Origin of the sequence: Cognatilysobacter xinjiangensis, assembly GCF_014651995.1 — a bacterium.
GTDB lineage: Bacteria > Pseudomonadota > Gammaproteobacteria > Xanthomonadales > Xanthomonadaceae > Cognatilysobacter > Cognatilysobacter xinjiangensis.
On sequence record NZ_BMXY01000001.1, the window covers coordinates 1,083,063 to 1,107,709 of the forward strand.

14 protein-coding genes are annotated in these 24,647 nt (G+C 69.9%); 2 read left to right on the top strand and 12 right to left on the bottom strand.

The features are described from left to right. Window positions 1-6: 6 nt before the first annotated feature. From pbpC to IE066_RS05140, 12 genes are all read right to left on the bottom strand, one after another. Window positions 7-2,355 carry a penicillin-binding protein 1C gene (gene pbpC / locus IE066_RS05085; protein ID WP_425488897.1) on the bottom strand — a complete coding sequence of 783 codons (2,349 nt, stop codon included), beginning with the start codon at window positions 2,353-2,355 and terminating at the stop codon, window positions 7-9. 30 nt (window positions 2,356-2,385) lie between these two features. Continuing rightward, window positions 2,386-7,329 (bottom strand): alpha-2-macroglobulin family protein, encoded by a 4,944-nt coding sequence (locus IE066_RS05090; RefSeq protein ID WP_189448831.1) that lies wholly within the window; start codon window positions 7,327-7,329, stop codon window positions 2,386-2,388. Window positions 7,330-7,405: 76 nt separating this feature from the next. After that, the gene (locus IE066_RS05095; protein WP_189447422.1) at window positions 7,406-8,713 is read right to left on the bottom strand and encodes a putative bifunctional diguanylate cyclase/phosphodiesterase; all 1,308 of its coding nucleotides are present in this window, start codon (window positions 8,711-8,713) and stop codon (window positions 7,406-7,408) included. Between the two features lie 2 nt (window positions 8,714-8,715). After that, a complete protein-coding gene (locus IE066_RS05100) occupies window positions 8,716-9,978 on the bottom strand; it encodes an HD-GYP domain-containing protein (RefSeq protein ID WP_189447424.1) in 1,263 nt (420 codons plus the stop codon). A 198-nt stretch (window positions 9,979-10,176) separates the two neighbouring features. Further along, complete coding sequence (gene gyrA / locus IE066_RS05105) at window positions 10,177-12,873, bottom strand: DNA gyrase subunit A (protein ID WP_189447426.1); 2,697 nt, start codon at window positions 12,871-12,873, stop codon at window positions 10,177-10,179. Between the two features lie 269 nt (window positions 12,874-13,142). Then, window positions 13,143-14,195 (bottom strand): S-methyl-5-thioribose-1-phosphate isomerase, encoded by a 1,053-nt coding sequence (gene mtnA / locus IE066_RS05110; protein WP_189447428.1) that lies wholly within the window; start codon window positions 14,193-14,195, stop codon window positions 13,143-13,145. Between the two features lie 38 nt (window positions 14,196-14,233). Next, complete coding sequence (locus IE066_RS05115; RefSeq protein ID WP_189447430.1) at window positions 14,234-14,956, bottom strand: DUF3011 domain-containing protein; 723 nt, start codon at window positions 14,954-14,956, stop codon at window positions 14,234-14,236. 100 nt (window positions 14,957-15,056) lie between these two features. Beyond that, window positions 15,057-16,031 carry an EF-P lysine aminoacylase EpmA gene (epmA, locus tag IE066_RS05120; protein ID WP_189447432.1) on the bottom strand — a complete coding sequence of 325 codons (975 nt, stop codon included), beginning with the start codon at window positions 16,029-16,031 and terminating at the stop codon, window positions 15,057-15,059. Then, window positions 16,028-18,532 carry an NAD-dependent DNA ligase LigA gene (ligA, locus tag IE066_RS05125; protein ID WP_189447434.1) on the bottom strand — a complete coding sequence of 835 codons (2,505 nt, stop codon included), beginning with the start codon at window positions 18,530-18,532 and terminating at the stop codon, window positions 16,028-16,030. The genes epmA and ligA overlap by 4 nt, the downstream gene beginning before the upstream one ends. Window positions 18,533-18,536: 4 nt before the next feature. Next, complete coding sequence (locus IE066_RS05130; RefSeq protein WP_189447436.1) at window positions 18,537-19,631, bottom strand: class III poly(R)-hydroxyalkanoic acid synthase subunit PhaC; 1,095 nt, start codon at window positions 19,629-19,631, stop codon at window positions 18,537-18,539. Continuing rightward, window positions 19,631-20,512, bottom strand: a complete 882-nt coding sequence (locus IE066_RS05135; protein ID WP_189447438.1) for a poly(R)-hydroxyalkanoic acid synthase subunit PhaE — start codon at window positions 20,510-20,512, stop codon at window positions 19,631-19,633. Before IE066_RS05135 ends, IE066_RS05130 begins: the two co-directional genes overlap by 1 nt. A gap of 49 nt (window positions 20,513-20,561) precedes the next feature. Continuing rightward, the gene (locus tag IE066_RS05140) at window positions 20,562-21,176 is read right to left on the bottom strand and encodes a CDP-alcohol phosphatidyltransferase family protein (protein WP_189447440.1); all 615 of its coding nucleotides are present in this window, start codon (window positions 21,174-21,176) and stop codon (window positions 20,562-20,564) included. Between the two features lie 182 nt (window positions 21,177-21,358). Here IE066_RS05140 and IE066_RS05145 point away from each other — a divergent pair, with 182 nt between their 5' ends. Further along, window positions 21,359-23,167 carry a DUF1800 domain-containing protein gene (locus tag IE066_RS05145; RefSeq protein ID WP_189447442.1) on the top strand — a complete coding sequence of 603 codons (1,809 nt, stop codon included), beginning with the start codon at window positions 21,359-21,361 and terminating at the stop codon, window positions 23,165-23,167. 4 nt (window positions 23,168-23,171) lie between these two features. Continuing rightward, entirely contained in the window at window positions 23,172-24,629 is a 1,458-nt protein-coding gene (locus IE066_RS05150) for a DUF1501 domain-containing protein (RefSeq protein ID WP_189447444.1), read from the top strand. Window positions 24,630-24,647 lie beyond the last annotated feature (18 nt).

Sequence of the window (24,647 nt, forward strand, 5' to 3'; positions counted from 1 at the left end):
TCGGCTTCAGCGCGCCAGTACGCTGAAGCCGAGGCGATCCCAGGCCCCGCCGTCGGCCAGTGCGGTGAGCACGTGCTCGCCCGGTTCGGCGAACGTCAGCGACGTGGCTGTCGCGCCGCGCGTTTCCGCGACGAGTCGTCCATCGACCAGCCATCGCACGCTGTCGTCGGTGCCCAGCGCACGCACGTCCACGCGTACCGGAGCGTGGCTGCCGGAGGCGAGCGTGGCACCATCGCGGACGCCTTCGATGTGCAGCGCCATCGTCCGGGCGCGTCCATCGTCGGCGCAGTCCGGCGCCAGCGGCGGCAGCGATGACGCCTCGCGCTCGCGCGGCGTCAGCCACGGCGCGGCCAGAACCGGCCAGCGTGCCATCGCGGCCGGACGTCGCGAATGTGGGCGCTGGCAGTCGGCGGACAGGCGTTGGCCGGTCACCGCGTCGATGTCGAAATCCTCGCGACCGGCATTCCATGCGCGCGCCTGCCGCTCCGGGAGCGTCGGCGGCACCGTTCCGTCGAGCGACCAGGCCGCCATGCGCCGGTGGCAGAGCGCGGCCGGCTGCAGGTGCACCGGCGTGCCGAGCGGCCAGCAGATGTCGACCGGCGCCACCGACGCCGGGCGTCGCGGGATCCCCGCGACGCGGCCACGCGGCAGGCTGCCGCCGATCTCCAGCAGCAGCGGCAACGCGGTGAGGGCACCGTACTGTCCGGGCATCGGCGTGCCGTCCGGACGCCCCACCCAGACGCCGATCGTGTAGGCCGGCGTCGTGCCCAGAGCCCAGGAATCGCGATAGCCGTAGCTCGTGCCGGTCTTCCACGCCAGGCGCGAGCGTCCGCCGGTATCGAAGAGGTCCGTAGGCGAGCCGGGCCGCGGCGTGCGCTCGAGGATGTCGCGCACGATCCAGGCCGCGCCTTCCGACATCACCCGGCGTTCCACGCGCGGATCGCCCGGCGTGTACCGCACGCGGCCGGCGACCCCACCGCGCGACAGCGCCGCGTAGGCGCCGACGAGATCTTCCAGTCGCGCGCCCACGCCGCCGAGGATCATCGACAGGTTCGGCCTGGCGCCCTCCGGCCATTTCAGGCGGATGCCGGCGTGCGCGAGGCGTGCGTCGAAGCGCGACGGCCCGAGCCGGTCGAGCAGGTCGACCGCCGGAATGTTGAGCGACAGCCGCAACGCATCGGCGGCGCTGACCGGGCCGTTGAAGCCGGTATCGAAGTTGCCGGGCCGGTAGTCGCCGAACGACTGCGGCGCGTCCACCAGCAGGCTTTGGGAGTGGATCAGGCCGTCGTCCAGCGCCATGCCGTAGAGGAACGGCTTGAGCGTCGAGCCCGGCGAGCGCCAGGCGCGGACCATGTCGACGTGGCCGAGGCGCGCGTTGTCGTCGAGATCGAGCGATCCGACGTACGCGCGCGCTTCCATCGTGGCGTTGTCGACCACCAGCAACGCGGCCGAGGTGCGATCGGGCAACGACGAGAAATAGGCGGCGACGCGATCCTCGACCACCCGCTGCAGGTCGAGGTCGATGGTGGATGCGATGCGCGCCGCGCCGCGTGCACCGGAGCGCAGGCGCTGCGCCAGCAGCGCTGCATGCCGCGGCGCCTGCAGCGAACGTGCGACGACGGGCTCGATGCGCGCATCGTGCGCGTCAGCTGCTGACCAGATGCCAAGCCCCGCCATTCGCACGAGAACCTTGTCCCGCGCCGCCTGCGCAGCGTCGGGATGCCGATCGGGACGCAACCGGCTCGGCGCTTGCGGCAATACCGCCAACAATGCGGCCTCGGCGTGCGACAAGCGCGACGCCGGCTTGCCGAGATACGCCCAGCTGGCCGCCTCCACGCCCTCGATGGCGCCGCCGAATGGCGCGCGATCGAGGTAGAGCTGCAGGATGCCGCGCTTGCCGACGTGCAATTCCAGCTGCAGCGCGCGGAACAACTGGCGCAGCTTGCCCGCCGGCGTGCGCCGATGCGGATCGATGATTCGCGCGACCTGCATGCTCAGCGTCGACCCGCCCGACACCACCCGGCCGTTGCGCAGGGCCTGCCCCGCCGCGCGCGCCAGCGCCACGGGGTTGACGCCCGGATGCCGCCAGAACCAGCGGTCCTCGTAGCCGACCAGTGCCTGCAGGTACAGCGGCGACACCGCGTCGGCCTGCACCGGATAGCGCCATACGCCCTTGCGGTCGGCGAAGGCCCGCAGCGGCGTGCCGTCGCGTGCCAGCACGACCGCGCCGCCGCCGTGCGCGGACGGCAGCGGCAGCGGAAACGCGAGGTCGAGCAGCATCGCGCCGATGAGCACCACTTCGGCGGCGAGCAGCGCCCACCACCGGCGCCTGCCCTGCGACGCACGCGCCCGCACGCCCTGCCCCTCCACCGTCGCCCCCTCGGGTCAGCGGCCCGGCTCGACCACCGACAGCGTCGCCGGCGTCGAGCGGCCGACGCCGCGGATCCACGGCCGGTACATGTCCTCCACCAGCGGCGGCGGCACCGTGTAGGTGCCGGGCGTCACCGCGCGCACGAGATAGAACACGCGCGCGGTGTCGCCGCGCGACAGGTTCAGCGCGGCGACGTAGCGGTCGTCGCGGAACTCCTCGTGCTTGACCTCGGCGGCCGAGGCGCGATCCGCGATGTCGATGCCCTCGATGCTGACGTCCGCCCACTGCTTCTCGTCGCCGAGGTTGAAGTTCTCGATCTCGAAGCCGGCCGGCAGCAGGTCGGTGAACAGCGCATCGCGGATGTCCTCCTGCGCGCTGATCGACACCGAGACGATCAGCGCCTCGCCCTCGGCGATGCGGCCCGCCGTCCACGGAGCGCCGTCCGGCGTATACCAGCGACGCACGATGCCGATCTTCGAATCGTCGAACGCTGGCGCCTGCCGCGGGATGCCGGCGACGTCGGCCGTCGCGTACAGCGTGCCGCTGCCCCTGGGTTCGAAGCGCAGGCCGCTGCGAACTGCCGCGCCGTCGACCACCCGCGCCTGCACGCGCGCCTGCGGCGCCTCCGCGCCCGCGTCGCCGACGCGCCACGTGCCGGCAACCTGGCGGGTCGTGTCCAGCATCAGTTGCTGCCCGAGCCTGGCGATCGCGACCTGCTCCTGCGTGCTCAGCCAGAGGCCATAGTTGCCACGACGCGCATCGAGCTCGCGGGACAGCGCCATCAGACGCGTGTCGAACGCGCGCGGCGCGAGCGCGTGTTTGCGCACCAGCGCGAGCATCAGCGCGTCGTCGCGCACGCGGCTGCCGTAGTCGCCAAGGTAGTACGGCCGCGCCGAAGGATCGCGGTCGAAGCCTTCCTGGATCGACCGCAGACCGCGCGTACGGTCGCCCTGCAGCGCGAGCGCCAGACCAAGGTGCACCATCGGCAGGCCGGTGACGCTGCGTCGCCGCTCGTTGTCGTGCAGGCCGCGCAGCGTGCCGAGCGGCGCCCGCCCGACACGTGCGAGCACGTAGCCGGCATACGCCTGGTAGGCGAAGCGCAGGTGCTCGCGATGCTCATAGCCGTAGAAGCCGCTGCTGCCGCCGAGCAGGTCCTCGTTGAGTGCCTTCAGCGACTTCTGCAGCACCGTGTCCGGCACCGCGAAGCCGGCGTCGCGCGCGTCGAGCAGAAACTCCGCTACGTAGGGCGTCAGCAGCGGATTGACGCTGTCGCTGTCGTCGCCCCACATCGAGAAATGTCCCGATGCGACCTGCATACCGGAGATGCGCGCGAATGCGCCGTCCATTCGCGCGCGGCGCTTGGCGGCATCGAGACCCTTCACGCCCAGCAGGCGCGCGGTGTCCGCATCGAGGATCAGGCCCGCGTAGCCCTTGGTGGTGGTCTGCTCGATGCAGCCGTACGGGTAATCGATCGCGCCCTGCAGCGCCGCAGCGAACGGGATCGGCGGCATCGTCGAGACGGTCAGGCGCGCGCTCACCGAATCGGTGATGAGGCCCTCGGCGAGATCCGCCGGCAGCGTCACCGCGGCGGCCGCCTCGACGCCCAGGCTGCGCGTGCGCAGGACCTGCGGCCAGGCGGGGCGCACCGGCAGGTCGAAGCTCCGCTCGGTGCGGACGCCGTTCCCTTCGACGCGCAGCCGCACCGCGCCCGTGCCGAAGCCCTCCTTCGCGACCAACGGGAAGGTCAGGCTGACCTTCTGCTCCGGCGCGAGCGAGAGGCTGCGCGTGCCGTTCTTGAGCGACAGCGGGCCGCGCGTGACGATGTCGACACGGAACGTGCCGGCGCGGCCGGTGAAGTTCTGCACGTCGAGCGTGACGCGGCTGGAGTCGCCCGGTGCCAGCACGCGCGGCATGCTCGGCTCGGCGAGGATCGGTGCGCGCACCGTGCTTTCGGCGGCGCCGCTGCCGTAGCTGCCGCCCGAATAGACCACCGCCGAGACGCGCAGCGTGCCGTTGAAGTCGGGTACGGGCAGGCGGAGGCGTGCGACGCCCTTGGCGTCGAGCGCCACAGGGCCGGCGTACAGGTCGACCGTCTTGACCCGCGAGGTCGGGCGGCGGGCCTGCGGCAGTGCCGGCAATGCCATGTCGCCGCCGAACTTCAGCTTCGCGGTGCCGCCGTCGAAACTCTCGATCACGCGGCCGTACATGTCGTACGCGTCGACACCCAGGCGCCGCTGCGCGAAGAAGTGCTTGGCTGCGTCGGGCACCGGGAATTGCGTGATGTTGAGGATGCCGACGTCGACCGCCGAGACCACGACGTGAGCCTGCCTGCCCGCCAGCTGCGGAACAGCGATGGTGACCGGCACGTCGCGCTCGGGGCGCATCTGTCGCGGCACCGAAATGCCGACGGCGAGACGACGGTCGCGCCGGTCCATCGGCACGTGCGCCACGCCGACCGCACGCGCGGGCGTCACCTTGCTCGCCGCGCTGCCACCGCGGAACACCAGCGCGGTGACGTAGACGTCGTGCCGCTCCCAGTCCTTCGTCACAGGTATCTCGAAGCGGCTGCCGGCCTTGAAGTCGACCGACTTCACGTACAGCATGCGGTCCGATTCGACGATCAGCAGGCCCTTGCCGGGATTCGGCGGCGTCGCGGTCACTCGCAGCGTGTCGCCGGCGCGGTAGCCGGTCTTGTCGAGCGCGAGCTTGACCTTGTCGGGACGCGCGTCCAGCCCGCGGTTCTCGTCGTCCCAGCTCCAGCCCGCGGTGAAGGGATAGCGCGAGGTGAGCCGCGTCTGCGGGTCGTACACGTCGATGCGGTATTCGCCCCATTCCACCGGGAAATCGATCGCGGCCGCGTCGGCGCCAACGTCGACCGTCTTCGTCTGCACGTTCTCGAAGCGACGGGTGAAGGCGTAGTCCCAGCCGCTGTCCTCGTCGTAATCCCAGTGGTAATCGCGACGCTCGCGCACCAGCGTCACGCGCAGGCCCTTCGCCGGACGCATGCGCGCCTGCGGATCCATGCGGACGATCTGGAAGCGCGCGTTCGCATTCGCGTCGGTGCCGTCCTCGGGATCGAACAGCGGGCGCACGCCGACCAGCGCATCGGCGGGCCACAACACGCGCTTGAGGCTGCGGTTGACGCTGCGTCCGCCGGTCTCGTACACGCTGCCGCTGATGATCAGCGCGGTCGGCGTAACCGGGCGGACGTCCTTGGGCAGCGGAATGGCGGCATCGAGGCGGCCTGCATCATCGAGCGGCTGGTCGAGCACGTCCTCGGCCTTCGCCGGCAGCGTTACCGTCGCGTCGCCGAAGAAGTAGCCCGGCAGCTGATCGAGCGGATGCGGCTCGAGCGCCACCGCCAGGCGCGCGGTGAAACGGTTGCCCGCGGCGGGTGCGCCGTAGAGGTAGTCGGCCTGCACGTGAAGTGCGAGTGGGCCGCCGCGGGGTACGACGGCAGGCGCGGCGAGGTCGAGCTTCAAGCGCTCGGGCAGGAATTCCTCGACGCGCAGGGTCATGCCCTGCACGGCTTCGCGGCTCGCGGGGTCGGTGCGGAACTCGACGCGCCAGCGTCCGGTCGCCCCATCGGCGGGAATGACCTGCTCGTGGCGCACGTAGCCCTGTGCATCGGGCTGCAGGCGCGTCTGGATGAGCGTCTTGCCATCGGGCTGCACGTAGCGCACGTAGACCGGCTGCGCGCGACGACCGGCCGGGGCCTGCAGCGGGCTGCCGTCCTGGTCGCGCAGCAGGGCCGACAGGTGCACCGTTTCGCCCGGCCGATAGAGGTCGCGTCCCGACCACGCGAACACGTCGAACCACGCCTGCTCGCGGCCGGCGACCGCGAACTCGGAGAGATCGAGCGCGGGCTGGTTGAACGGCAGCAGCGTGACGTCGCGATCCTTGCGCGCGACGAGCACGTGGCCGGCGTCGAGCCTGTAGTCGAGCAATGCATTGCCGTTCGAATCGGTGGCCGACTTGAAGACCGGCTCGCCCTTCGCGTCGAGCACGCGCAGCTCGACGCCGCCGGTGCCCGCGCCGCTCCGCAGCGAGGCGACGTGCACGAACAGGCGATCCTTGTATGCGCGGGTATGTACGCCGAGGTCGCTGACGGTGAAGAAGGCAGTCTCGAATTCGTCGCGGAACTCGCCCGCCTTCTTCATGACCGCGAAGTACAGGCCCGGCGACTGCAGCTCGTGGATGTCCTGGATCGGCAGGTAGGTGAGTACGCGCTCGTTCTGCCGCCCGCCGAGGATGAAGCGATTGACGTAGACCGGATCGGCCACGCGCGACAGCGCGGCGCGGCTGTCGCCGTCGCCGCCGAGGTCCCAGCTGCCACGGCGGCCACCGCGCTGGTACTCGGCGAAGAAACGCGGCAGTTCTCCGTCACGCACGCGCAGGAACTCGACGTCCACCTCCGGCACGTTGATCGAGACCACCGGCAGGCCACGTGTCTCGCGCGCCGGCAGCACGCTGCCCTGCGAGGCGAAGCCCACGACCGGGTCGAGCGGCCCCGCGTACACCTTGCGCTCGATGCGCTTGTCGATGCGGCTGCCGTCCGCGGCGGTCAGGCCTGGATTGAGCGCCACCACGTAATTGCGATTGGGCTCGACGTGCGGAAAGCGCAGGTGCGTCGCGTCATCGTCCAGTACCCAGCCACCGTCGATGCGCCCGCCCTTTTCGTCCTGCACGACCACGATGCTGTCGAAGGCCTGCGTGGGCGCGAGTGCGCGACTGAATTCGAGCGCGATGGCGAGTTCGCCGCCACGCTTGTCCGGATACGCCGAGGCCAGCGCGAACTCGCCGGGCACCACGCGCTCGGCGCGGATCGCCTCGCCGCCCGCGGCGGGCAGGTCGCCGTCGGTGTCGCGCGTACAGCCGGCGCACAGCAAGAAGGCGAAGGCGAAGGACAGGCAGGCGCGCAGCAGGCCACCTGCCGCGAATCCATCCGCGCGATGCATGCGGTGCATGCGGACACTCCGGTGTCGGGAATTGGCCGGACTATACGCCGGCACGGCCGCTTGCGAAGCGCGCCGGTCAGGCCGTCGCGGCGTCGCCCGGCGCCTGCGCCGCGAGCCAGTCGACGAGTTCGGCCTGCGGCATCGGGCGGGCGAACAGGTAGCCCTGCAAGGCGTCGCAGCCGAGCTCGCGCAGACGGTCGCGGGTCTCCACGTCCTCGATGCCTTCGGCCGCGACGCTCAGGTCGAAACGATGCGCGAGGTCCACCACGAAGCGGATGATGTCGGCGCAGGACGGGTCGGTAAGCAAGCCGGTCACGAACGAGCGGTCTATCTTCAGTTCGTCGGCCGGGATATCGCGGAAGTACGCGAGGCACGAATAGCCCGTGCCGAAATCATCGATCGAGATGCCGACGCCGAGGTCGCGGATGCGCTTGAGCACCGGGAATGCGAGGCGCGCGTCCATCAGCGAGCTTTCGGTGATCTCCAGCACCAGTTGCACGCCCTCGCCCCACAGCCGCAGCGCGTCCTCGATCAGCTCGGGCAGGTCGGGCTGGGTGGCCAGCATGCCGGGAATGTTCACCGAGACGCTTGGCCGCGTGCCCGCCGCCATCGGCCACTGCGTGGCCTGCCGCAGCGCGCTGTTGAGCGCCCATAACGTGAGCTTCTTGATGTGCCCGATGCGCTCTGCGACCGGAATGAACACCGCCGGCGAGACCATGCCGCGCGTCGGGCTGTTCCAGCGCATCAACGCCTCCGCGCCCACGGGTGCGAGCGAGGCGGCATCGAGCTTGGGCTGGAAATTGAGCAGCATCTCGCCACGCTCCACCGCGCCGCCGAGCTGGACTTCGAGGTCCCACTGGTCGGAGATGTCGAGATCGCCGTGGCTGTCGGTGGCGAAGCCGTAGCGCGTGCCGGCGCGACGGGCACGTCCCAGCGCGGCCTCCGCGCGCCGTAGCAGGAACTCCGAATGGGTCGCGTGCTGCGGGCACATGGCGACGCCGACCGTCACCGGCACGTGCAGGCGGTGCTCGCCCGCCGCGGCCGGCTGGTCCAGCAGGCGGAACAGCTTCTGCACCGCGAGCTCGACATGCCCGGGGTTGAGCATGCCGGTGAGCACGAGCGCGAAGCGGTCGTCGCCGATGCGCGCGGCGTAGTCCTGCGGCCGTGCGACGCGCTCCAGCTGTCGCGCCAGGTGCCGCAGCAGCTGGTCGCCGGTGCCGAAGCCGTGGATGCCGTTGATGTCCGAGAAGCCGTCGATGTCGACCACCAGCAGCGCCATCGCAGAGCGCTTCTCGCTGGCGAGCACCACCTGTCGCCCCAGCAGCGACAGGAACGCCTTCCGGCCGCGCAGGCCGGTGGTCTCGTCGTCGGTCGCGAGCAGCACGGTCAGTCCAGGAACAGCGCGGCGCGGTCGATGCCGTACGCGCCCTGCGCGAGCCCGCAGCGCACATTGAGCGGCGCGCCGTTGGCGTCCAACGCCACCTCGGCCAGGTCGACCAGGCGGAACTCGGCAAGCGGGTTCTTGGAGGCATCGAGCAGCAGCATCACCGTCGGCCGCAGGCGCTTGAGCGTGTTGATCGACATCACCACGCCCACGGTGCCGTCGCTCAGCTCGACCAGCGTGCCGGTGGGATAGACGCCGCAGGTGCGTATGAACTGTTCGACCAGCTCGGCCTGGAACAGCACGTCGCGCGCTTCGTACAGCTCCATCACCGCCTGGTGCGCGGAACGGCTCGGCGCGTAGGGGCGTTGGCTGACCATCGCGTCGTAGCTGTCCACCAGCCCGGCGATGCGCGCGAACATCGGGATCGCGGCGCCACGCACGCCTGCGGGATAGCCGCTGCCGTCGTGGCGCTCGTGATGGTGTTCGACCACCTGCCGCACCACGGGCGAAATACCGGGCGTGGCGGCGATGATCGCGAGGCTCTCGTCGCGATGCGAGCGCAGAAGACGGATCTCGTCGTCCGTCAGCGGGCCCTGCTTGACCAGCAGGTCGGCCGGCAGCCGCACCTTGCCGACGTCGCAGAGCAGCGCGCCCAGCGCGAGCTCGCGCAGATCGTCGCGTTCGTAGCCCAGATGCCGGCCGAACGCTGCCGACCAGATCGAACAAGCGATCCCGTGCTGGTAGATGTAGTCGCCCTTGCGACGCATCTCCATCACCCAGGGCAAGGCGTCGGGATTACGGGTGATCGAATCCAGCATCGTGTCGACACCCTGCTGCAGCTTCTCGGCATCGAGCTTGCCGCCCGTGCGCAGGCTGTCGATCACGTCGCGCACGCCGGCCTCAAGGCTGTCGTGCGCCTTCCCGGCGGCCAATACCTCCTGGCCGAAGAAGCGTGCCACGAACGAGCGCGCCGAGCCGGGGCGCGCGGGCGGGACGGCGACGGGCGCCGGCTCCTCCACGACCTCCAGCTCGACGAATGACGGCGCGGGGGCGTCGCCGCGGCCGATATCGACCACCACGTACCTGCAGAGCGACCGGAGCCGCTGCACTTCGTCGTCTGAACGCAGCATCACCCCTTCGAACGCGAAGCCTGTGCCCAGCCACGGCCGGTCCAGCGCGCTGACGAACATTCCGGCCCGTAGGCCCTCGACGCGGATGCGCAGCTCCTGGCGGAACTCGCCCGGCTCGGCCTTCGGGCTCAGCACGGCCGAGCCCCGCTGCGCGCGCGGTCGCGACCCGTTGCGGCGGGCCCGGATCGGTACGACGACGGAGGGGTAAGGGGGCGACGCATGCCACGGCCAGAGAAGTCTTCTCGACAGCCTAACGGCGGCGCGCGGAAAAGCTTGATCCCCCACACCCCGAAAAATTCGATGCCGCCCGGAGGCGGCATCGGTGGAGCGGGATCAGGCGGGCTCGTCGTCCGCGGGCGCCTCGGCAAGGGCGTCCGGATTGTGTCCGGCGACCCTCAGGACGTCGGGGTCGAGGCCCGGAACGGTCTCGTCACCCGGCACCACGGGCCCCGTCAGCATCTCGTCCTCCTCCTCGAGGGAGACATCGACGCGCTCGATCGCCTGCAGGGTCTCGTCCTGCGCCAGTTTGATCAGCGTCACGCCCTGCGTATTGCGACTGACCTGCGAGATCTCGGAGGCCCGGGTGCGGACCAGCGTGCCGCGGTCGGAGATCAGCAGCACCTCGTGGTGCTCGCTGAGCTGGATCGCGCCGACGAGGTCGCCGTTGCGGTCGTTCGTCTTCAGCGCGATCACGCCCTGCGTGCCGCGGCCCTTGCGCGGGTACTCGTCCAGCGGCGTGCGCTTGCCGAAGCCGCGCGCACTGGCGGTGAGCACATCGCCCTCGCCGTCCACCACGATCAGGCTGACGACCTTCGCGCCGTCCTCCTCGCCCTCGCCTTCGGCCAGGCGCATGCCGCGCACGCCGGTGGCGTTGCGGCCCATCGGGCGCACCTCGCTCTCGGAGAAGCGCACGGCCTTGCCGTTGCTGGCGAACAGCATGATGTCGCGGTCGCCATCGGTCAGTTCGGCATTGACCAGCGCGTCGCCCTCGTCCAGCGAGATCGCGATCTTGCCGCGCTGCAGGCGGAAGGCGAACTCGGTCAGCGGCGTCTTCTTGACCGTGCCGTTGCGCGTGGCGAAGAACACGAACTTGCCTTCCGTGTACTCGCGCACCGGCACGACGGCCTGCACCTGCTCGCCGGCTTCAAGGGGGATCCAGTTGATGATCGGGCGGCCGCGCGAGGTCGGCCCCGCCTCCGGCAACTGGTGCACCGACAGCCAGAACACGCGGCCGGTGCTGGTGAAGGTCAGCAGCGTGTCGTGCGTGTTCACCAGCCACAGCTGGTCGATGAAGTCCTCGTCCTTGGTGCGCGCCGCGTTGCGGCCACGGCCGCCGCGCTTCTGGGCACGGTACGCCGCCACCGGCTGGCGCTTGGCGTAGCCCGCGTGCGACAGCGTCACGACCACGTCTTCCGGCGCGATCAGGTCGAGGATGTCGAGGTCTTCCTCGCTCTCGCGGATCTCGCTGCGCCGGGCATCGCCGAACTCGGCCTTGAGGTCCAGCAGTTCGGTACGGATCACCTCGCGCAGGCGCTCGGGGTTGACCAGGATCTCGATCAGGCCGCGGATCGTCTCCAGCAGCGCCCTGTATTCGTCGGTCAGCTTTTCCTGCTCGAGGCCGGTCAGGCGATGCAGACGCATCTCGAGGATCTGCTGCGCCTGCGTCTCGGTGAGCTGGTAGCGGGACGCGCCGTTCTCGTCGACCAGGCCGACGCCCATCGGCAGGTCGTCGGGACGCGAGGCATCGGCACCGGCCGAAGCCAGCAGCGCGCTGACCAGGCCCGGCTCCCAGGTACGCGCGAGCATGCGCTCGCGCGCCTCGACCGGGTTCGCCGACGTCTTGATCAGCTCGATCATCTCGTCGATGTTGGCGAGCGCGACCGTCAGGCCTTCCAAAATGTGTGCGCGGGCACGGGCCTTGCGCAGGTCGAAGATCGTGCGACGGGTGACCACCTCGCGGCGGTGGCGCACGAAGGCGTCGAGGATCTCGCGCAGGTTCAGCAGGCGCGGACGGCCATCGACCAGCGCGACCATGTTGATGCCGAACACCGACTCCATCTGCGTCTGCTGATACAGGTTGTTCAGCAGGACGTCGGCCGATTCGCCGCGCTTGACCTCGATGTAGATGCGCATGCCGTCCTTGTCGGACTCGTCGCGCAGCTCACTGATGCCCTCGATCCGCTTTTCCTTCACCAGCTCGGCGATCTTCTCGATCAGCCGCGCCTTGTTCACCTGGTACGGGATCTCCGTGACGATGATGGCCTCGCGGCCGTTGTCCATCGTCTCGATGTCGGCCTTCGCGCGCATGCGCACGCGGCCGCGGCCGGTGCGGTAGGCGGCGACGATGCCGGCGGTGCCGTTGATGATGCCCGCGGTCGGGAAATCCGGGCCCGGGATGTGCTCCATCAGGCCTTCGACGTCGATCTCCGGATTGTCGATCAGCGCGATCGTCGCGTCGATCACCTCGCCCAGGTTGTGCGGCGGAATGTTCGTCGCCATGCCGACCGCGATGCCCGCCGAGCCGTTGACCAGCAGGTTCGGCACCCGCGTCGGCATGACGGTGGGCTCGAGTTCCTTCTCGTCGTAGTTCGGCTGGAAGTCGACGGTTTCCTTGTCGATGTCCGCCATCAGCTCGTGCGCAATGCGCGACATGCGCGCCTCGGTGTAACGCATGGCCGCGGCGGAGTCGCCGTCGATCGAACCGAAGTTGCCCTGCCCGTCCACCAGCATGTAGCGCAGCGAGAACGGCTGCGCCATGCGCACCAGCGTGTCGTAGACCGCGGTGTCGCCGTGCGGGTGGTACTTACCGATGACGTCGCCGACGATACGCGCCGACTTGTAGTACGGCCGGTTGCTGTGCGCGCCCAGCTCGTGCATCGCGTAGAGCACGCGACGGTGCACGGGCTTTAGGCCGTCGCGCACGTCCGGGAGCGCGCGGCCCACGATCACGCTCATGGCGTAATCGAGATAGCTGCGGCGCATCTCGTCTTCGAGGTTGACCGGGATGATTTCGCGGGCGAGTTCCGTCATCGGGATTCCGTCTGGACGATGGACACCGGCCGTCCTGCACCCGCGGGCACCGCCTGTGGAAGGCGGCCGGGACGCGTCTTCGGAGTGGTGTCCGGAAGAGGTGAAATGTTACCACGCGCAGGCGCCGGAAGCACGCGATTTCCGGCCTCAAAACAAGCACTTACGCGTGGAACACGGTGGGGTTCAGACGGGTCTCGCCGGATGCGACGGCGCGCCGTCGGGCGCCATCGCAAATCGCGGGCGATCGTGGAGAACGATCGCCCGCCGGATCAGCCGAAGGCCGCCCGCATCGCGGCCTCGTCGGGGCGCTCGATAATGCCGCGCTCGGTCACGATCACGTCGATCAGCTCGTGCGGCGTGACGTCGAACACCGGGTTCCAGGCCTCGATCTCCTCGGCCGCGGTGCGCACCCCGCCGATGTGGAACAGCTCGGTGGGCTCGCGCTCCTCGATATGGATCGCATCGCCGCTCGGCGTCTCCAGGTCCACCGTCGAGGACGGCGCCGCCACCATGAACTTGACCCCATGGTGGCGCGCGGCGATCGCCAGCTGGTAGGTGCCGATCTTGTTCGCGGTGTCGCCGTTCGCGCAGATGCGGTCGGCGCCGACGATCACCCATTGCACCTCGCCCGTGCGCATCAGATGCGCGGCGGCGGCGTCGGCGATCAACGTCGGCAGGATGCCATCCTGCTGCAGCTCCCACACCGTCAGGCGCGCGCCCTGCAGCCACGGCCGCGTCTCGCCGGCGAACACCTTGTCGATGCGCCCCTGTGCGACACCCGCGCGGATCACGCCGAGCGCGGTGCCGAAGCCGGCCGTCGCCAGCGAGCCGGTATTGCAGTGCGTGAGCACCCGGCTGCCCGGCTCGATCATCGACGCGCCCAGCGCGCCCATGCGGCGATTGGCCGCCAGGTCCTCGGTGGCGATGGTTTCGGCTTCGCGCAGCAGGGCCTCGCGCCAGCCCGCACCGGCGTCGAGCAGTGCCCGCCGCATGCGGGCGAGCGCCCAGGCGAGGTTCACCGCCGTCGGGCGCGCCGCATTGAGGCGCTGGAAGGCAGGTTCGAGCCGCTCGAGTGCCTGCGCGCCCGTGTCGGCCTCCACTTCACGCGCGGCGAGCACCGCGCCCCATGCCGCCGCGATACCGATCGCCGGCGCGCCGCGCACGGTGAGGTTGGCGATCGCGTCCGCCACCGCGGCGTAGTCGCCGCAGTGCACGTAGTCGACCGCGAACGGCAGTTTGCGCTGGTCGAGCAGTTCCAGGGCGTCGCCCGTCCAGCGGATGGGTCGGACGCGGTCGTATCGGTCGAAATCGAAGGCTTCCATCCGCCCATTCTACGGGCGCGGCGGAAGCGGCCGCGGATCTACCAGCGGCCGTCGGCCCAGGTCGGCGCGACCTCGAACTCGGCGCGGCAGCCCTCGCGCACCCATACGCTGTCGCCTTCCACGCCCCAGCTCCGCCCCGGCACGCAGTCGGCGTTCGACAGCTGCTTCAGCAGCCTCACGTTCCCCTGCGTGCGCAGCGGGCACGTCCGTTCGCGGCGGCCATCGGATTCGCAGCGGAAGCGGTTGCCACCCGGCGTCGCGGCGAGAGTCGCCGACGCGACGCGAAACTCCGCGCGGCAACCGCCGTTGACCCAGATGCCGCGCGCGTCGGTGCCCCAGGACTGACCCCGGATGCAGGCATTGCGCGACAGCTGCCGCGCGAGCTCCACGCCACCGCGCACGTCGGCATTGCAGTGCTTCCAGCGACCGTCCTCGGAACTGCAGGCCAGCAACGAACGATCACGACGCGCGCGCGACGAAGGCCGGCCGTCGTCGACCGCCAGTACGCCGAACTCGGCGCGGCAGCCCTGCGACACCCAGATCGCGTCGCGGCGGCGGCCCCAGTTGCGACCTTCCTCGCAGGGCGTACGCGAGATCTGCTTGAGCAGGCGCACCGCGCGCACGTCGGCGACGGGGCATTCGCGCGGCCGGCCATCGGTGGACTCGCAGCGCACGCGTCGGGTCTCCGCCGTCGGTAGCCCCTGCGCGGGCAGCGACGACGCCGCACACAGGCCGAGCACCACGCCGTACAGCACACGCATCAGGCATTCCCCGCCGCATTCACGTACAGCCGGACTGTAGCGCTAACACGTGAACGGCAGTCGTCCATACGCGACGCGTGGCTGAGCCGTTCAACCGCCGTCATGCGGAGGCGAAGTCGAACGCGAGTACATCGGCTATCCGATCGGTGCGCAGCATCGCCATCAGCAGCCGGTCGACGCCGAGCGCAACGCCGGCGCAGGCCGGCAGTCCATGCGCCAGCGCATTGAGCAGTGCCTCGTCACGCGGCACGGCGATGGAACCCGCTTTCACGCGCCGCCCCACGTCGCGGTCGAAGCGCGCAGCCTGCTCCACCGCATCCGCGAGCTCGTGGTAGCCGTTCGCGAGTTCCAGCGGCCCGAGGTAGAGCTCGAAGCGCTCGGCCACGGGCGGATCGCCGTCGCGCACGCGCGCCAGCGCGCATTGCGAGGCCGGGTAGTCGTGGACGATCAGCACTTCGTCCTCGCGGAAGGTCGGCTGGATGCGATGCGTCATCAGCAGGTCGAGCCAGTCGTCGCGCCCGAGGCCTTCCGGATCGATGACGACATCGGCGATCGCCGCACGCAGCGCGTCGATGTCGTCGCGATGCGCGTCGATGCCGAGGTGCGCGTGATACAGCGCGCCATACGTCGTTTCGACAACGCTCGTGCTGCGACCGACCAGCGCAAGGCAGGCCTGGACGAGATCGGCGACTTCGCGCGCCAGCGCGACGTGGTCGATGCCGACGCGATACCACTCCAGCATCGTGAACTCGGGGTTGTGCCGCCCGCCCGCTTCGCCGTCGCGGAATACGCGACCGAGCTCGTAACAGTCGCCGACGCCGGCCGCGAGCAGGCGCTTGAGCGGGAATTCGGGCGACGTGCGCAGCCAGCGCGTGCGCGGCGCGCCATCGGTACGGCCGCCGAACTCGACGCTGAAGGATGCGATGTTCGGATCGGTGTTGCCGGCGCGCGACATCACCGGCGTCTCGACTTCCAGCACGCCGCGCTCGGCCATGAAATCGCGGATGCGCCGGTTCACCGAGGCCCGCAGGCGCAGCGCATCCGGCGAGCCCGAGGGGCGCCAGGGCGCGGTCATGCGAGGCCGTGCCCGGTGAGGAACTCGACCAGCCGCGCTTCGTCCCAGATCTCGATGCCGAGCTGCTGCGCCTTGTCGAGCTTCGAGCCGGCCGCCTCGCCCGCGACGACGAATCCGGTCTTCTTCGACACGCTGCCCGAAACCTTGGCGCCGAGCGATTCGAGCTTCTCGCCCGCGGCATCGCGGGTCATCGACGCGAGGCTGCCCGTCAGCACGACCGTCACGCCGTCGAGCGGCCCGGCGCTACGCGTCGCGCGTGCCGGTGCGGCCTCCAGCAGTCGACGCATGGCGATGTCCGCGTGGAGCAAGTCCTTGCGCGACGCGCCATCGGCCAGATACGCGGCGAGGTTGGCGGCGCCCGCCTTCGATGCGCCGGCGCCGGTCCAGCCGCTCTCGTTCGCGCGCAGCAGTGCCTCCAGCGTGCCGTAGGTTTCGCCGAGCTTGCGTGCGCTCTTCTCCCCGAGCTTGTCGACCGGCAGCGTCGCGAGCAGGTGGGCGAGATCGAGGCGTTCGTGCAGGTCGGGAGACGGCGCGCCCTCGTCGGTGAACCGGATGCCGGCGTCGATCAGGGCGTCGACCACGGCGACATTGCCCGGCTGCTCGAAGAACGTCGCGATCGAGCGTGCCACTTCGCCGCCGATGTCGGGCAGCGCCTGCAGCAGCGCCGCCGGCGTGGTCCGGACGAAGTCCAGCGAGCCCAGCCAGTGCGCCAGGGCCTTCGCCGTGGTCTCGCCGAGATGCGGGATGCCGAGCGCGAACAGGAAGCGCGGCAGCGTCGTGGTGCGGCTGGCATCAATACCGTCGACGAGATTCTCGGCCCATCGCGTCGCCAGACGGCCGTCCGGCTCGACGGCGAGATGCGCACGCAGGAAACCCGCATCCTTCCAGCTCACGGACTCGTCCGCGAGCAACGCCTTGCCTTCCGCATCGAGCGAGAGCGCGCCCTTGCTTTCGGCGACGGCGTCCAACAGGTCGGCGGGCGTCGCGGCATCGAGCGCGGTCTTCATCAGGACCAGGTCCTGCACCGTCAGCACGTACAGGTCGGCCGGCGAATGCACGAAACCGAACTCCACCAGCGCCTCGGCCTGCCGGTCGCCGAGGCCCTCGATATCCATCGCGCGGCGCGACGCGAAATGCCTGACCGCTTCCTTGCGCTGCGCGGGGCACGCGAGCCCGCCGGAGCAGCGCCAGACGGCCTGCCCTTCCTCGCGGACGATTTCGGAACCGCAGACGGGACAGTCGGTCGGCATGGCCCACGGCGTCGTGCCCGCAGGGCGCCCAGACTCGACGACGCGAACGATCTCCGGAATCACGTCGCCGGCGCGGCGGACGATCACCGTGTCGCCCTCGCGCACGTCGAGCCGCGCGATCTGGTCGGCGTTGTGCAGCGTCGCGTTGGTGACGGTGACGCCGGCGACCTGCACCGGCTCCAGCCGCGCGACCGGCGTGACCGCGCCGGTGCGGCCGATCTGCACCTCGATCGCGCGCAGCACCGTCGCCTGTTCCTGCGCCGGAAACTTGTGCGCCAGCGCCCAGCGCGGCGCGCGTGCGACGAAGCCCATCGCCGCCTGCTGGTCGTAGTCGTCGAGCTTGTAGACGACGCCGTCGATGTCGTACGGCAGCACGTCGCGCCGCGCGCCGATGCGACGGAAGTAGGCGATCAGGCCGTCGAAACCGGCCGCCGTGTGGGTCTCCGGGGACACCGGGAAACCGAATGCGCGCAGCAGCGCCAGCGTCTCGGAATGGGTCTCCGGAAGTTCCAGCCCGCGCACCTCGCCGACCGAATAGGCGAAGAACGCCAGCGGCCGGCGCCGCGTCACCGCGGGGTCCAGCTGGCGCAGCGAACCCGCCGCGCCGTTGCGCGGATTGGCGAGCAGCTTCTCGTTGTTCTCCAGCGCCTTCGCGTTCCAAGCGGCGAACGCGTCGCGCGGCATGTAGATCTCGCCACGCACTTCGAGCACGCGCGGCGGCGGCTGTCCGACGTCGCGCAGCCGCAGCGGCACCGAGCGCACCTGGCGCAGGTTGGCCGTCACGTCCTCACCGGTGGTGCCATCGCCTCGCGTGGCGCCCTGCACGAACACGCCGTCCTCGTAGCGCAGGCTGATGGCCAGCCCATCGAGCTTCGGCTCGACCGAGAACACCGGCGACCGGATGCCGAGCTTCTGCTCGATACGACGCTCGAAATCGGCGACCTCCGAGAAGCGGGTGCGGTCGTCCGCGTCGTCGCCCACACCTGGCGTCTCGAAGGCGTTGGCCAGCGAGAGCATCGGGATCGCGTGGAGTACCTCGCGGAAGCCGCCATCGGGCCTTGCGCCGACGGTACGGGTCGGGGAGTCGGCGGTAGCGAGTTCCGGATGCGCGGCTTCCAGCGCCTCCAGCTCGCGCAGCAGCCGGTCGTACTCGGCATCCGGGATCGCCGGATCGTCCAGCACGTAGTAGCGGTGGTTGGCGTCGGCAATGGCGCGGCGCAGTTGATCGATGCGTGCGGCGGCGTCGGTCATGCGGTCAGCGCGCGTCCTTCGAGCGCGGCGAGAGCCAGTCGTGGATGCCCTGCGGAATATCGCGCTGCGCACGCCCCGACACGTAGATGCCGATGTGGCCGCCGCGGAACGACAGCTCGCTGTAATCCTTCGTTCCGACCAGTCCGCGCAGCGGCTTCGATGCGGACGGCGGCACCAGGTGATCCTGTTCCGCGTAGACGTTGAGCACCGGCATGTCGATCGCCTTCAGGTCGACCGTGCGGCCGCCGACGTGAACGCCACCGTTGACGAAGCCGTTGGCCTGGTAGAACTGCTTGATGAACTCGCGGAACGCCTCGCCCGCGAGATCGGGCGAATCGAAGATCCACGTTTCCATGCGCAGGAAATCCTCGAGGGCGCGCTTGTCCTCGAGGATGTCGACCAGCCCGACGTACTTCTGCACGAGAAGCCGGTACGGCTTGAGCGTGAGGTAGCACCAGTTCATCACGTCGGCCGGCACGTTGCCGAGCGTGTCGACCATCAGGTCGACGTCGAGCTGGCGCGCCCAGCCGGCCAGCATGTTGTCCGGCGTGTGGAAATCCACCGGCGTCACCATGGTGACGAGGTTGCGCAGCTTGCGCGGGTTCAGCGCCGCATAGCACAGCGAGAAGGCACCGCCCTGGCAGATGCCGAGCAGGTTGATCGCGTCGACGCCGTGAGAGCGGCGCAGGTGATCGACCGCGCCGCCGAGGAAGCGCTGGATGTAGTCCTCGAGGTCGAGGAAACGGTCGGACCGGTCCGGATAACCCCAATCGATGATGTAGACGTTCTGTCCGCGCTCGAGCAGGCCGCGCACGATGGACTTGTCCGTCTGAAGGTCGACCATGTAAGGACGGTTGACCAGCGCATACGCGATCAGCAGCGGCACATGTTCGGACGGCGTAACGCCCTCGCGATGGAAGCGGTAAAGCGCCACCTTGCCGTCGCGCCAGACCTCCTCGCGACCGCTCGCACCCACTTCGACCGGGTCGAGATTCGCAAGCGTCTCCATGCCCCTGCGCAGGCGCGACTGGAATTGCAGCGCTTCGCGAGCGAGCGCGTCGAAGCCGATGTCGATCGGCGGGCGTTGCGTCGTATCCATCAACGCTTCCCGCTCGTGCGCGCGCCGCGCTTGGGCGTCGGTGCCGTTTCCGCGTCAGCCGCGGGAGGGGCGGCCGACAGCGATTCGACCGTCTCGCGCAGACGGCGCACCTCGCGCTCGAGCGCCGTGATCTTGCGATGCGCGGCGTCGACTTCCTCGCGCCCGGGCAGGCCAAGCTGCGCGGCCGAGAGCTCAATTTCCTTCTGAATCCCGGCTCGCACGCGCATCTGCGCATTGACGTAGTCGCCGAACGCCTTCTGGAACGGCTCGCCAAGGGCGACGTCGGCGTAGGCGTCCTCGGCGGCATCGATCCACAGATCGAACAGCGCACGCGCCGATTCGACCGGCTTACCACTCTCCGACCGCTGCGCGAGCAGCGACTCGAAACGCGAGTACGCGTCCTGCCCGGCAGCGGCGATGAACGCGCCGAAGGCCTGCGCCGCCTGCTGGAACTCGGTGACCGACTTCGCGAACGCCTGCGCGCGCTCCTGGTGCTCCCGCGTGTAACCGAATGCCGGCTGCTCGAACGGACCGCGCGCGGCGCCCGGCATCGTGAACGACGGCGGCACGAAGGCATTCGTCACAGCGGCCTGCGCGAACGGGTTGTCGCCCAGCATTGCGCGCCACGCGCGTGCGACATCGGCGGGCTGCGCGCCGCCGAACTGCGCGGCCAGCTGCTGCATCTGCGACAGCCATTGAGTGGCTACGGCGCTCGGGTCGAACGCATTCGCAGGCGACGCGGGCTTCCACGCGGCGAAAGGATCCGCGGGCGCCGGCTGCGGCGTCAGCGCGGCCAGCCATTGCCGGCCCATGCGTTCAAAGGCCGCGGGATCGAAGGCGGGAAAACCGAAGCCCACGGCTCCGAATGGGGATGTCGACATGGGATCCTCCAGCGTCGCGGCGATGATAACGGAGCGCGCGCGGCGCCCGTCAGGGCTTCGGAATGTGCAGCGTCTTGCTGATCATCAGCGAGCCCGACAGCGCGAACATCAGCACCAGCGGATGCAGCTGCCAGGGGCCCAGCTGCACCACGCCCAGCCACACGTCAGGGCCCAGCGCGCCCTGCACCGCGGCCATCGCCAGCACCACCACCAGCAGCAGGCTGGTCGGGATCGGCGTGCCCTCGAAATACTTCACCTTGTCGCCGCCGCCCGACAGCTGCTCGGCGGTGACGTTGTAGCGAGCGAGACGGCTGACGCCGCAACCGACGAAATAGCTGAGCACGATCCAATCCCAGCCGCCCTGCAGACCGCAGGCGTAGGCGAGCGCCGCGGGCGCGACACCGAACGAGATGACGTCGGCCAGCGAGTCAAGCTCGCGCCCCAGCGTCGATGCCGACTGGCGCCAGCGCGCGACGCGACCGTCCAGCGCATCGAGGACGAAAGCCAGCGGGATCAGCGCCATGCCGACCAGCAGGTCGCGAACCACGCCCTCCTGCAGGAACCGCATCGCCGCGAAGATCGCGCCGGTGCCGCAGAAGGCGTTGCCGAGCGTGAACCAGTCGGCCAGGTGGAAATCGCGGAGCATCGAGAAATGGCGCTTCATCCGGGGCGTTCCGTTGGTTTCGTGGCAGCGTGCCAAACGCAGTGTGACGGCCGCAACAGCCGGTTCATGTAGCCGAGCGGCGGTCGCCAATTTCTTGACAGCCAGCCGTGACGCGACGCCCGTTTCCGCAAGCTGTTGATTTCTATAGTGCCTTCACTGGACGGGGTTCCAGGGAAAGGACCATGAAGCGATCACTCCTCCCGATGCGGCGCGCCCGCGTCGCCAGCCGTACTACGTTCTGGACCGTCAACCGCCGCTCGCCGGCGGCCGGCCCGACCCTCGCCCAGCGCTACGGCAACGGGGCGACGATCCGCAGCCAGCCGTTCCGGAGCAGCGTCGTTGACGACTCCGTCGCGGACGCTCCGGGCGCCGGCCGCATCTCCGCCGCCGAAGTACTCACGCTCGCGCCGCCGCCGTTCGCCGTGCGCATGCTGCGCAATCTCAGCTTCGGCCACACGCCGGCTTCGATCGCAGAGTTCAACGGGCTGGGCTCGACCGACGCGCAGCAACTGGCGAACTGGGTCGACTGGCAGCTCGACTGGCGCAACATCGACGACAGCGCGCTCGATGCGCGCATCGCCGCGCAGGACTACACGACGCTGTCGAAGTCGCTGCAGCAGCTCTGGGCCGACCACATCGTGCCGAATCCTGACTGGGAGGTGCGCATGCGGCCGGCGTTCGAGATCCAGCGCCTGCAGTGGGTGCGCGCGACGTATTCGAAGCGCCAGGTGCGCGAGATGGTAGTCGCGTTCTGGCACAACCACTTCAACGTGCAGGGCTCGCACTGGTCTGCCGGCCCGCTGTACGTGCATTACGACCGCGACGTGATCCGCCCGAATGCCCTCGGCAACTTCCGCACGATGCTGGAGGCGGTGGCGACCAGCCCGTCGATGCTCTACTACCTCAACAACAACTCCAACACGCGCACAGGCCCCAACGAGAACTGGGCGCGCGAGCTGATGGAGCTGCACACGCTCGGCGCGATCCACTACCGCGGTTTCGCCGACCCGGCGACGCTGCCGCGCGATCCGATGGACGCGGCCTACCCCGACGGCTATTCCGACGTCGACGTCTACGAAGTGGCGCGCGCGTTCACCGGCTGGACGCTCAAGGAAGGCCACTGGCAGTTCCCGAACGAGAACGACGGCACGTTCGTGTACCGCTCGACCTGGCACGACACCAACGCGAAGTCGGTGCTCGGCCTCGCGATGGCGGCCAACCAGGCGTCGATGAAGGACGGCCGCGACGTGCTCGATCGCCTCGCGAGTCATCCGGGCACGGCGCGCTTCATCTGCAGCAAGCTCATCCGACGCTTCATCACCGACACGCCGCCCGCCACGCTCGTCACCAGCGCGGCGCAGGTGTTCCGGCAGAACTGGCAGGCGCCGAACCAGATCGAGCTGGTGCTGCGCCACATCCTCAATTCGACCGCGATGTACAACGCCTGGGGCCAGAAGTCGCGTCGCCCGTTCGACGCGCTGGTCGCGGCGATGCGCGCCGGCGGCTCGGACTGGACGCTGCGCATGGGCGCGGACGGCGACAAGTCGAGCCATTTCGTCTGGCTCGCGGGCCTCACCGGCCACACGCCGTTCAACTGGGCGCCGCCGAACGGCTATCCCGACGTCGCCTCGGCCTGGTCCGGCTCGAGCGCGATGGCGATGACGTGGAAGATGCTCAACTGGCTGACCGAGGCCAGCGACGGCGACAAGCCGCTGCTGCCGATCGTCCAGCTCACCCGCGCCAACGTGCCGACGTGGACCGCGAACGCGCTGGTCGACTACTGGTGCACGCGCCTGCTCGGCTACCTCCCCACCGCCGAACGACGCCAGACGCTGGCGAAGTTCATGGCGCAGAACGGCGACCCGGCCTCCTACCGCATCGAAGACAGCGATGCATGGGCCGCGAACGATCTCAAGAAGCACTACAACCACCAGCGGTTGAGGAGCATGGTCACGCTGATCCTGCTCTCGCCCGAATTCATGAGCCGGTAACGCCATGCACATGCCACGCATCACGCGTCGCCAGTTCCTCAAGGGCTGCAGCGCAGCCGCCGCCACCGCCGCGATCGGCCCGAAGCTCCTGTTCGGCCCGGAAGCGCGCGCGCAGTCCGCCGGCGCGTTCGACGTCGTCGTCATGCTGTTCCTTCGAGGCGGCATGGACGGACTGAACTTCGTCGTGCCGATCGCGGGAGACGACCGCACGCATTACGAAACGGCGCGTCCGTCGCTCTCGGTCGCCGCGAGTGGCGCCTACGGCGCATTGCCGCTCACGCTGTCGTCGGGCGCGGCGACGGGGTTCGGCCTGCATCCGTCCGCGACCGGCCTGCGTGACCTGTGGCAGGCCGGGCGGCTTGCCATCGTGCATGCCGCGGGCATCCTCAACTCGACCTCGCGCAGCCATTTCGACGCGCAGATGGCGATCGAGCGCGGCCTCGCCACGGGCACCACGTCGGGCTGGCTGGCGCGAGCGATGGAGCGCGACACCGGTGTCGCCGGCGTGATGCCCGCGCTGTCGGCGGGCTACAACGCGCCGACCTCGTTCGCGGGCACGTCGGCGCCGATCGCGATGGACAACCCGGTCGACTTCACCCTCAACCACGGCGCCTGGGCCTGGCAGGCGACGCGCGCGGATTCGCCCGCGGGCCACGTCGGCCTCAACGAGACGCTCAACAAGCTGTGGACCGGCGACACGGGCCTCGAGGCCTCGGGCGCACGCACCGACAACGCGCTGCGCGTCATCGCGCGGCAGACCTACGCACCGGTACCCGCAGGCTGGCCGACGACCACCATCGCGCGCCAGCTGTGGGTGATCGCGCAGTCGATCCGCTTCGGCATCGGCCTGCGCTACGCCACCGTCGACCTCGGCGGCTGGGACACGCACGATGGCCAGGGCACGGCGGGCTCGGGCTACCACTACTACCAGAACAAGATCGCCGAACTCTCGCAGGCGCTGGCCGCGTTCCAGGCCGAGCTCGAAGCCGGCGGCCTGGCAGGCCGGGTGACCACCATCGTGCAGTCCGAATTCGGCCGGCGCGTGAAGCAGAACTCGGCCGGCGGCACCGACCATGGCTCGGCCAATCCGATGCTGGTGATGGGTGGCAATGTCGCCGGGCGCCGCTTCTACGGCAGCTGGCCGGGGCTCGCGCCGGCGACGGTCACCGCCGCGAACGGCGACGTGCCGGTCACCACCGACTACCGCCGCGTGCTCTCGGAAATCCTCGTCGCGCGCATGGGCATCGGCGACATCGCGGGCGTCTTCCCGCAGATGCCGTACTCGCCGCTCGGCCTCATGAAGGGCGTCGCCGCATCGCCATCGGCGCCGATGGCCGCATCCTCCTCGGCCATGTCGGAAGACGAGCTTCTGTCGATGCAGTCGGCAGAAGACATCGCGATGGAGCACACGCTGCGCGCCCGCGGTTCGCTGCGCGAGCAGATCCTGCGCCGCAACCTCTGATCGCCACGTGGCGACCGG

Bases quoted from the DNA above. Each gene is read 5' to 3' on its own strand.
- epmA (WP_189447432.1), bottom strand. From the start codon at position 16,031: ATGACCGCGCCCTGGCGCCCCTCGGGCTCGCCGGATGCGCTGCGCCTG.
- IE066_RS05135 (WP_189447438.1), bottom strand. From the start codon at position 20,512: ATGTCGACATCCCCATTCGGAGCCGTGGGCTTCGGTTTTCCCGCCTTC.
- IE066_RS05130 (WP_189447436.1), bottom strand. From the start codon at position 19,631: ATGGATACGACGCAACGCCCGCCGATCGACATCGGCTTCGACGCGCTC.
- IE066_RS05140 (WP_189447440.1), bottom strand. From the start codon at position 21,176: ATGAAGCGCCATTTCTCGATGCTCCGCGATTTCCACCTGGCCGACTGG.
- mtnA (WP_189447428.1), bottom strand. From the start codon at position 14,195: ATGGAAGCCTTCGATTTCGACCGATACGACCGCGTCCGACCCATCCGC.
- gyrA (WP_189447426.1), bottom strand. From the start codon at position 12,873: ATGACGGAACTCGCCCGCGAAATCATCCCGGTCAACCTCGAAGACGAG.
- IE066_RS05090 (WP_189448831.1), bottom strand. From the start codon at position 7,329: ATGCATCGCGCGGATGGATTCGCGGCAGGTGGCCTGCTGCGCGCCTGC.
- IE066_RS05115 (WP_189447430.1), bottom strand. From the start codon at position 14,956: ATGCGTGTGCTGTACGGCGTGGTGCTCGGCCTGTGTGCGGCGTCGTCG.
- ligA (WP_189447434.1), bottom strand. From the start codon at position 18,532: ATGACCGACGCCGCCGCACGCATCGATCAACTGCGCCGCGCCATTGCC.
- IE066_RS05145 (WP_189447442.1), top strand. From the start codon at position 21,359: ATGAAGCGATCACTCCTCCCGATGCGGCGCGCCCGCGTCGCCAGCCGT.
- IE066_RS05150 (WP_189447444.1), top strand. From the start codon at position 23,172: ATGCACATGCCACGCATCACGCGTCGCCAGTTCCTCAAGGGCTGCAGC.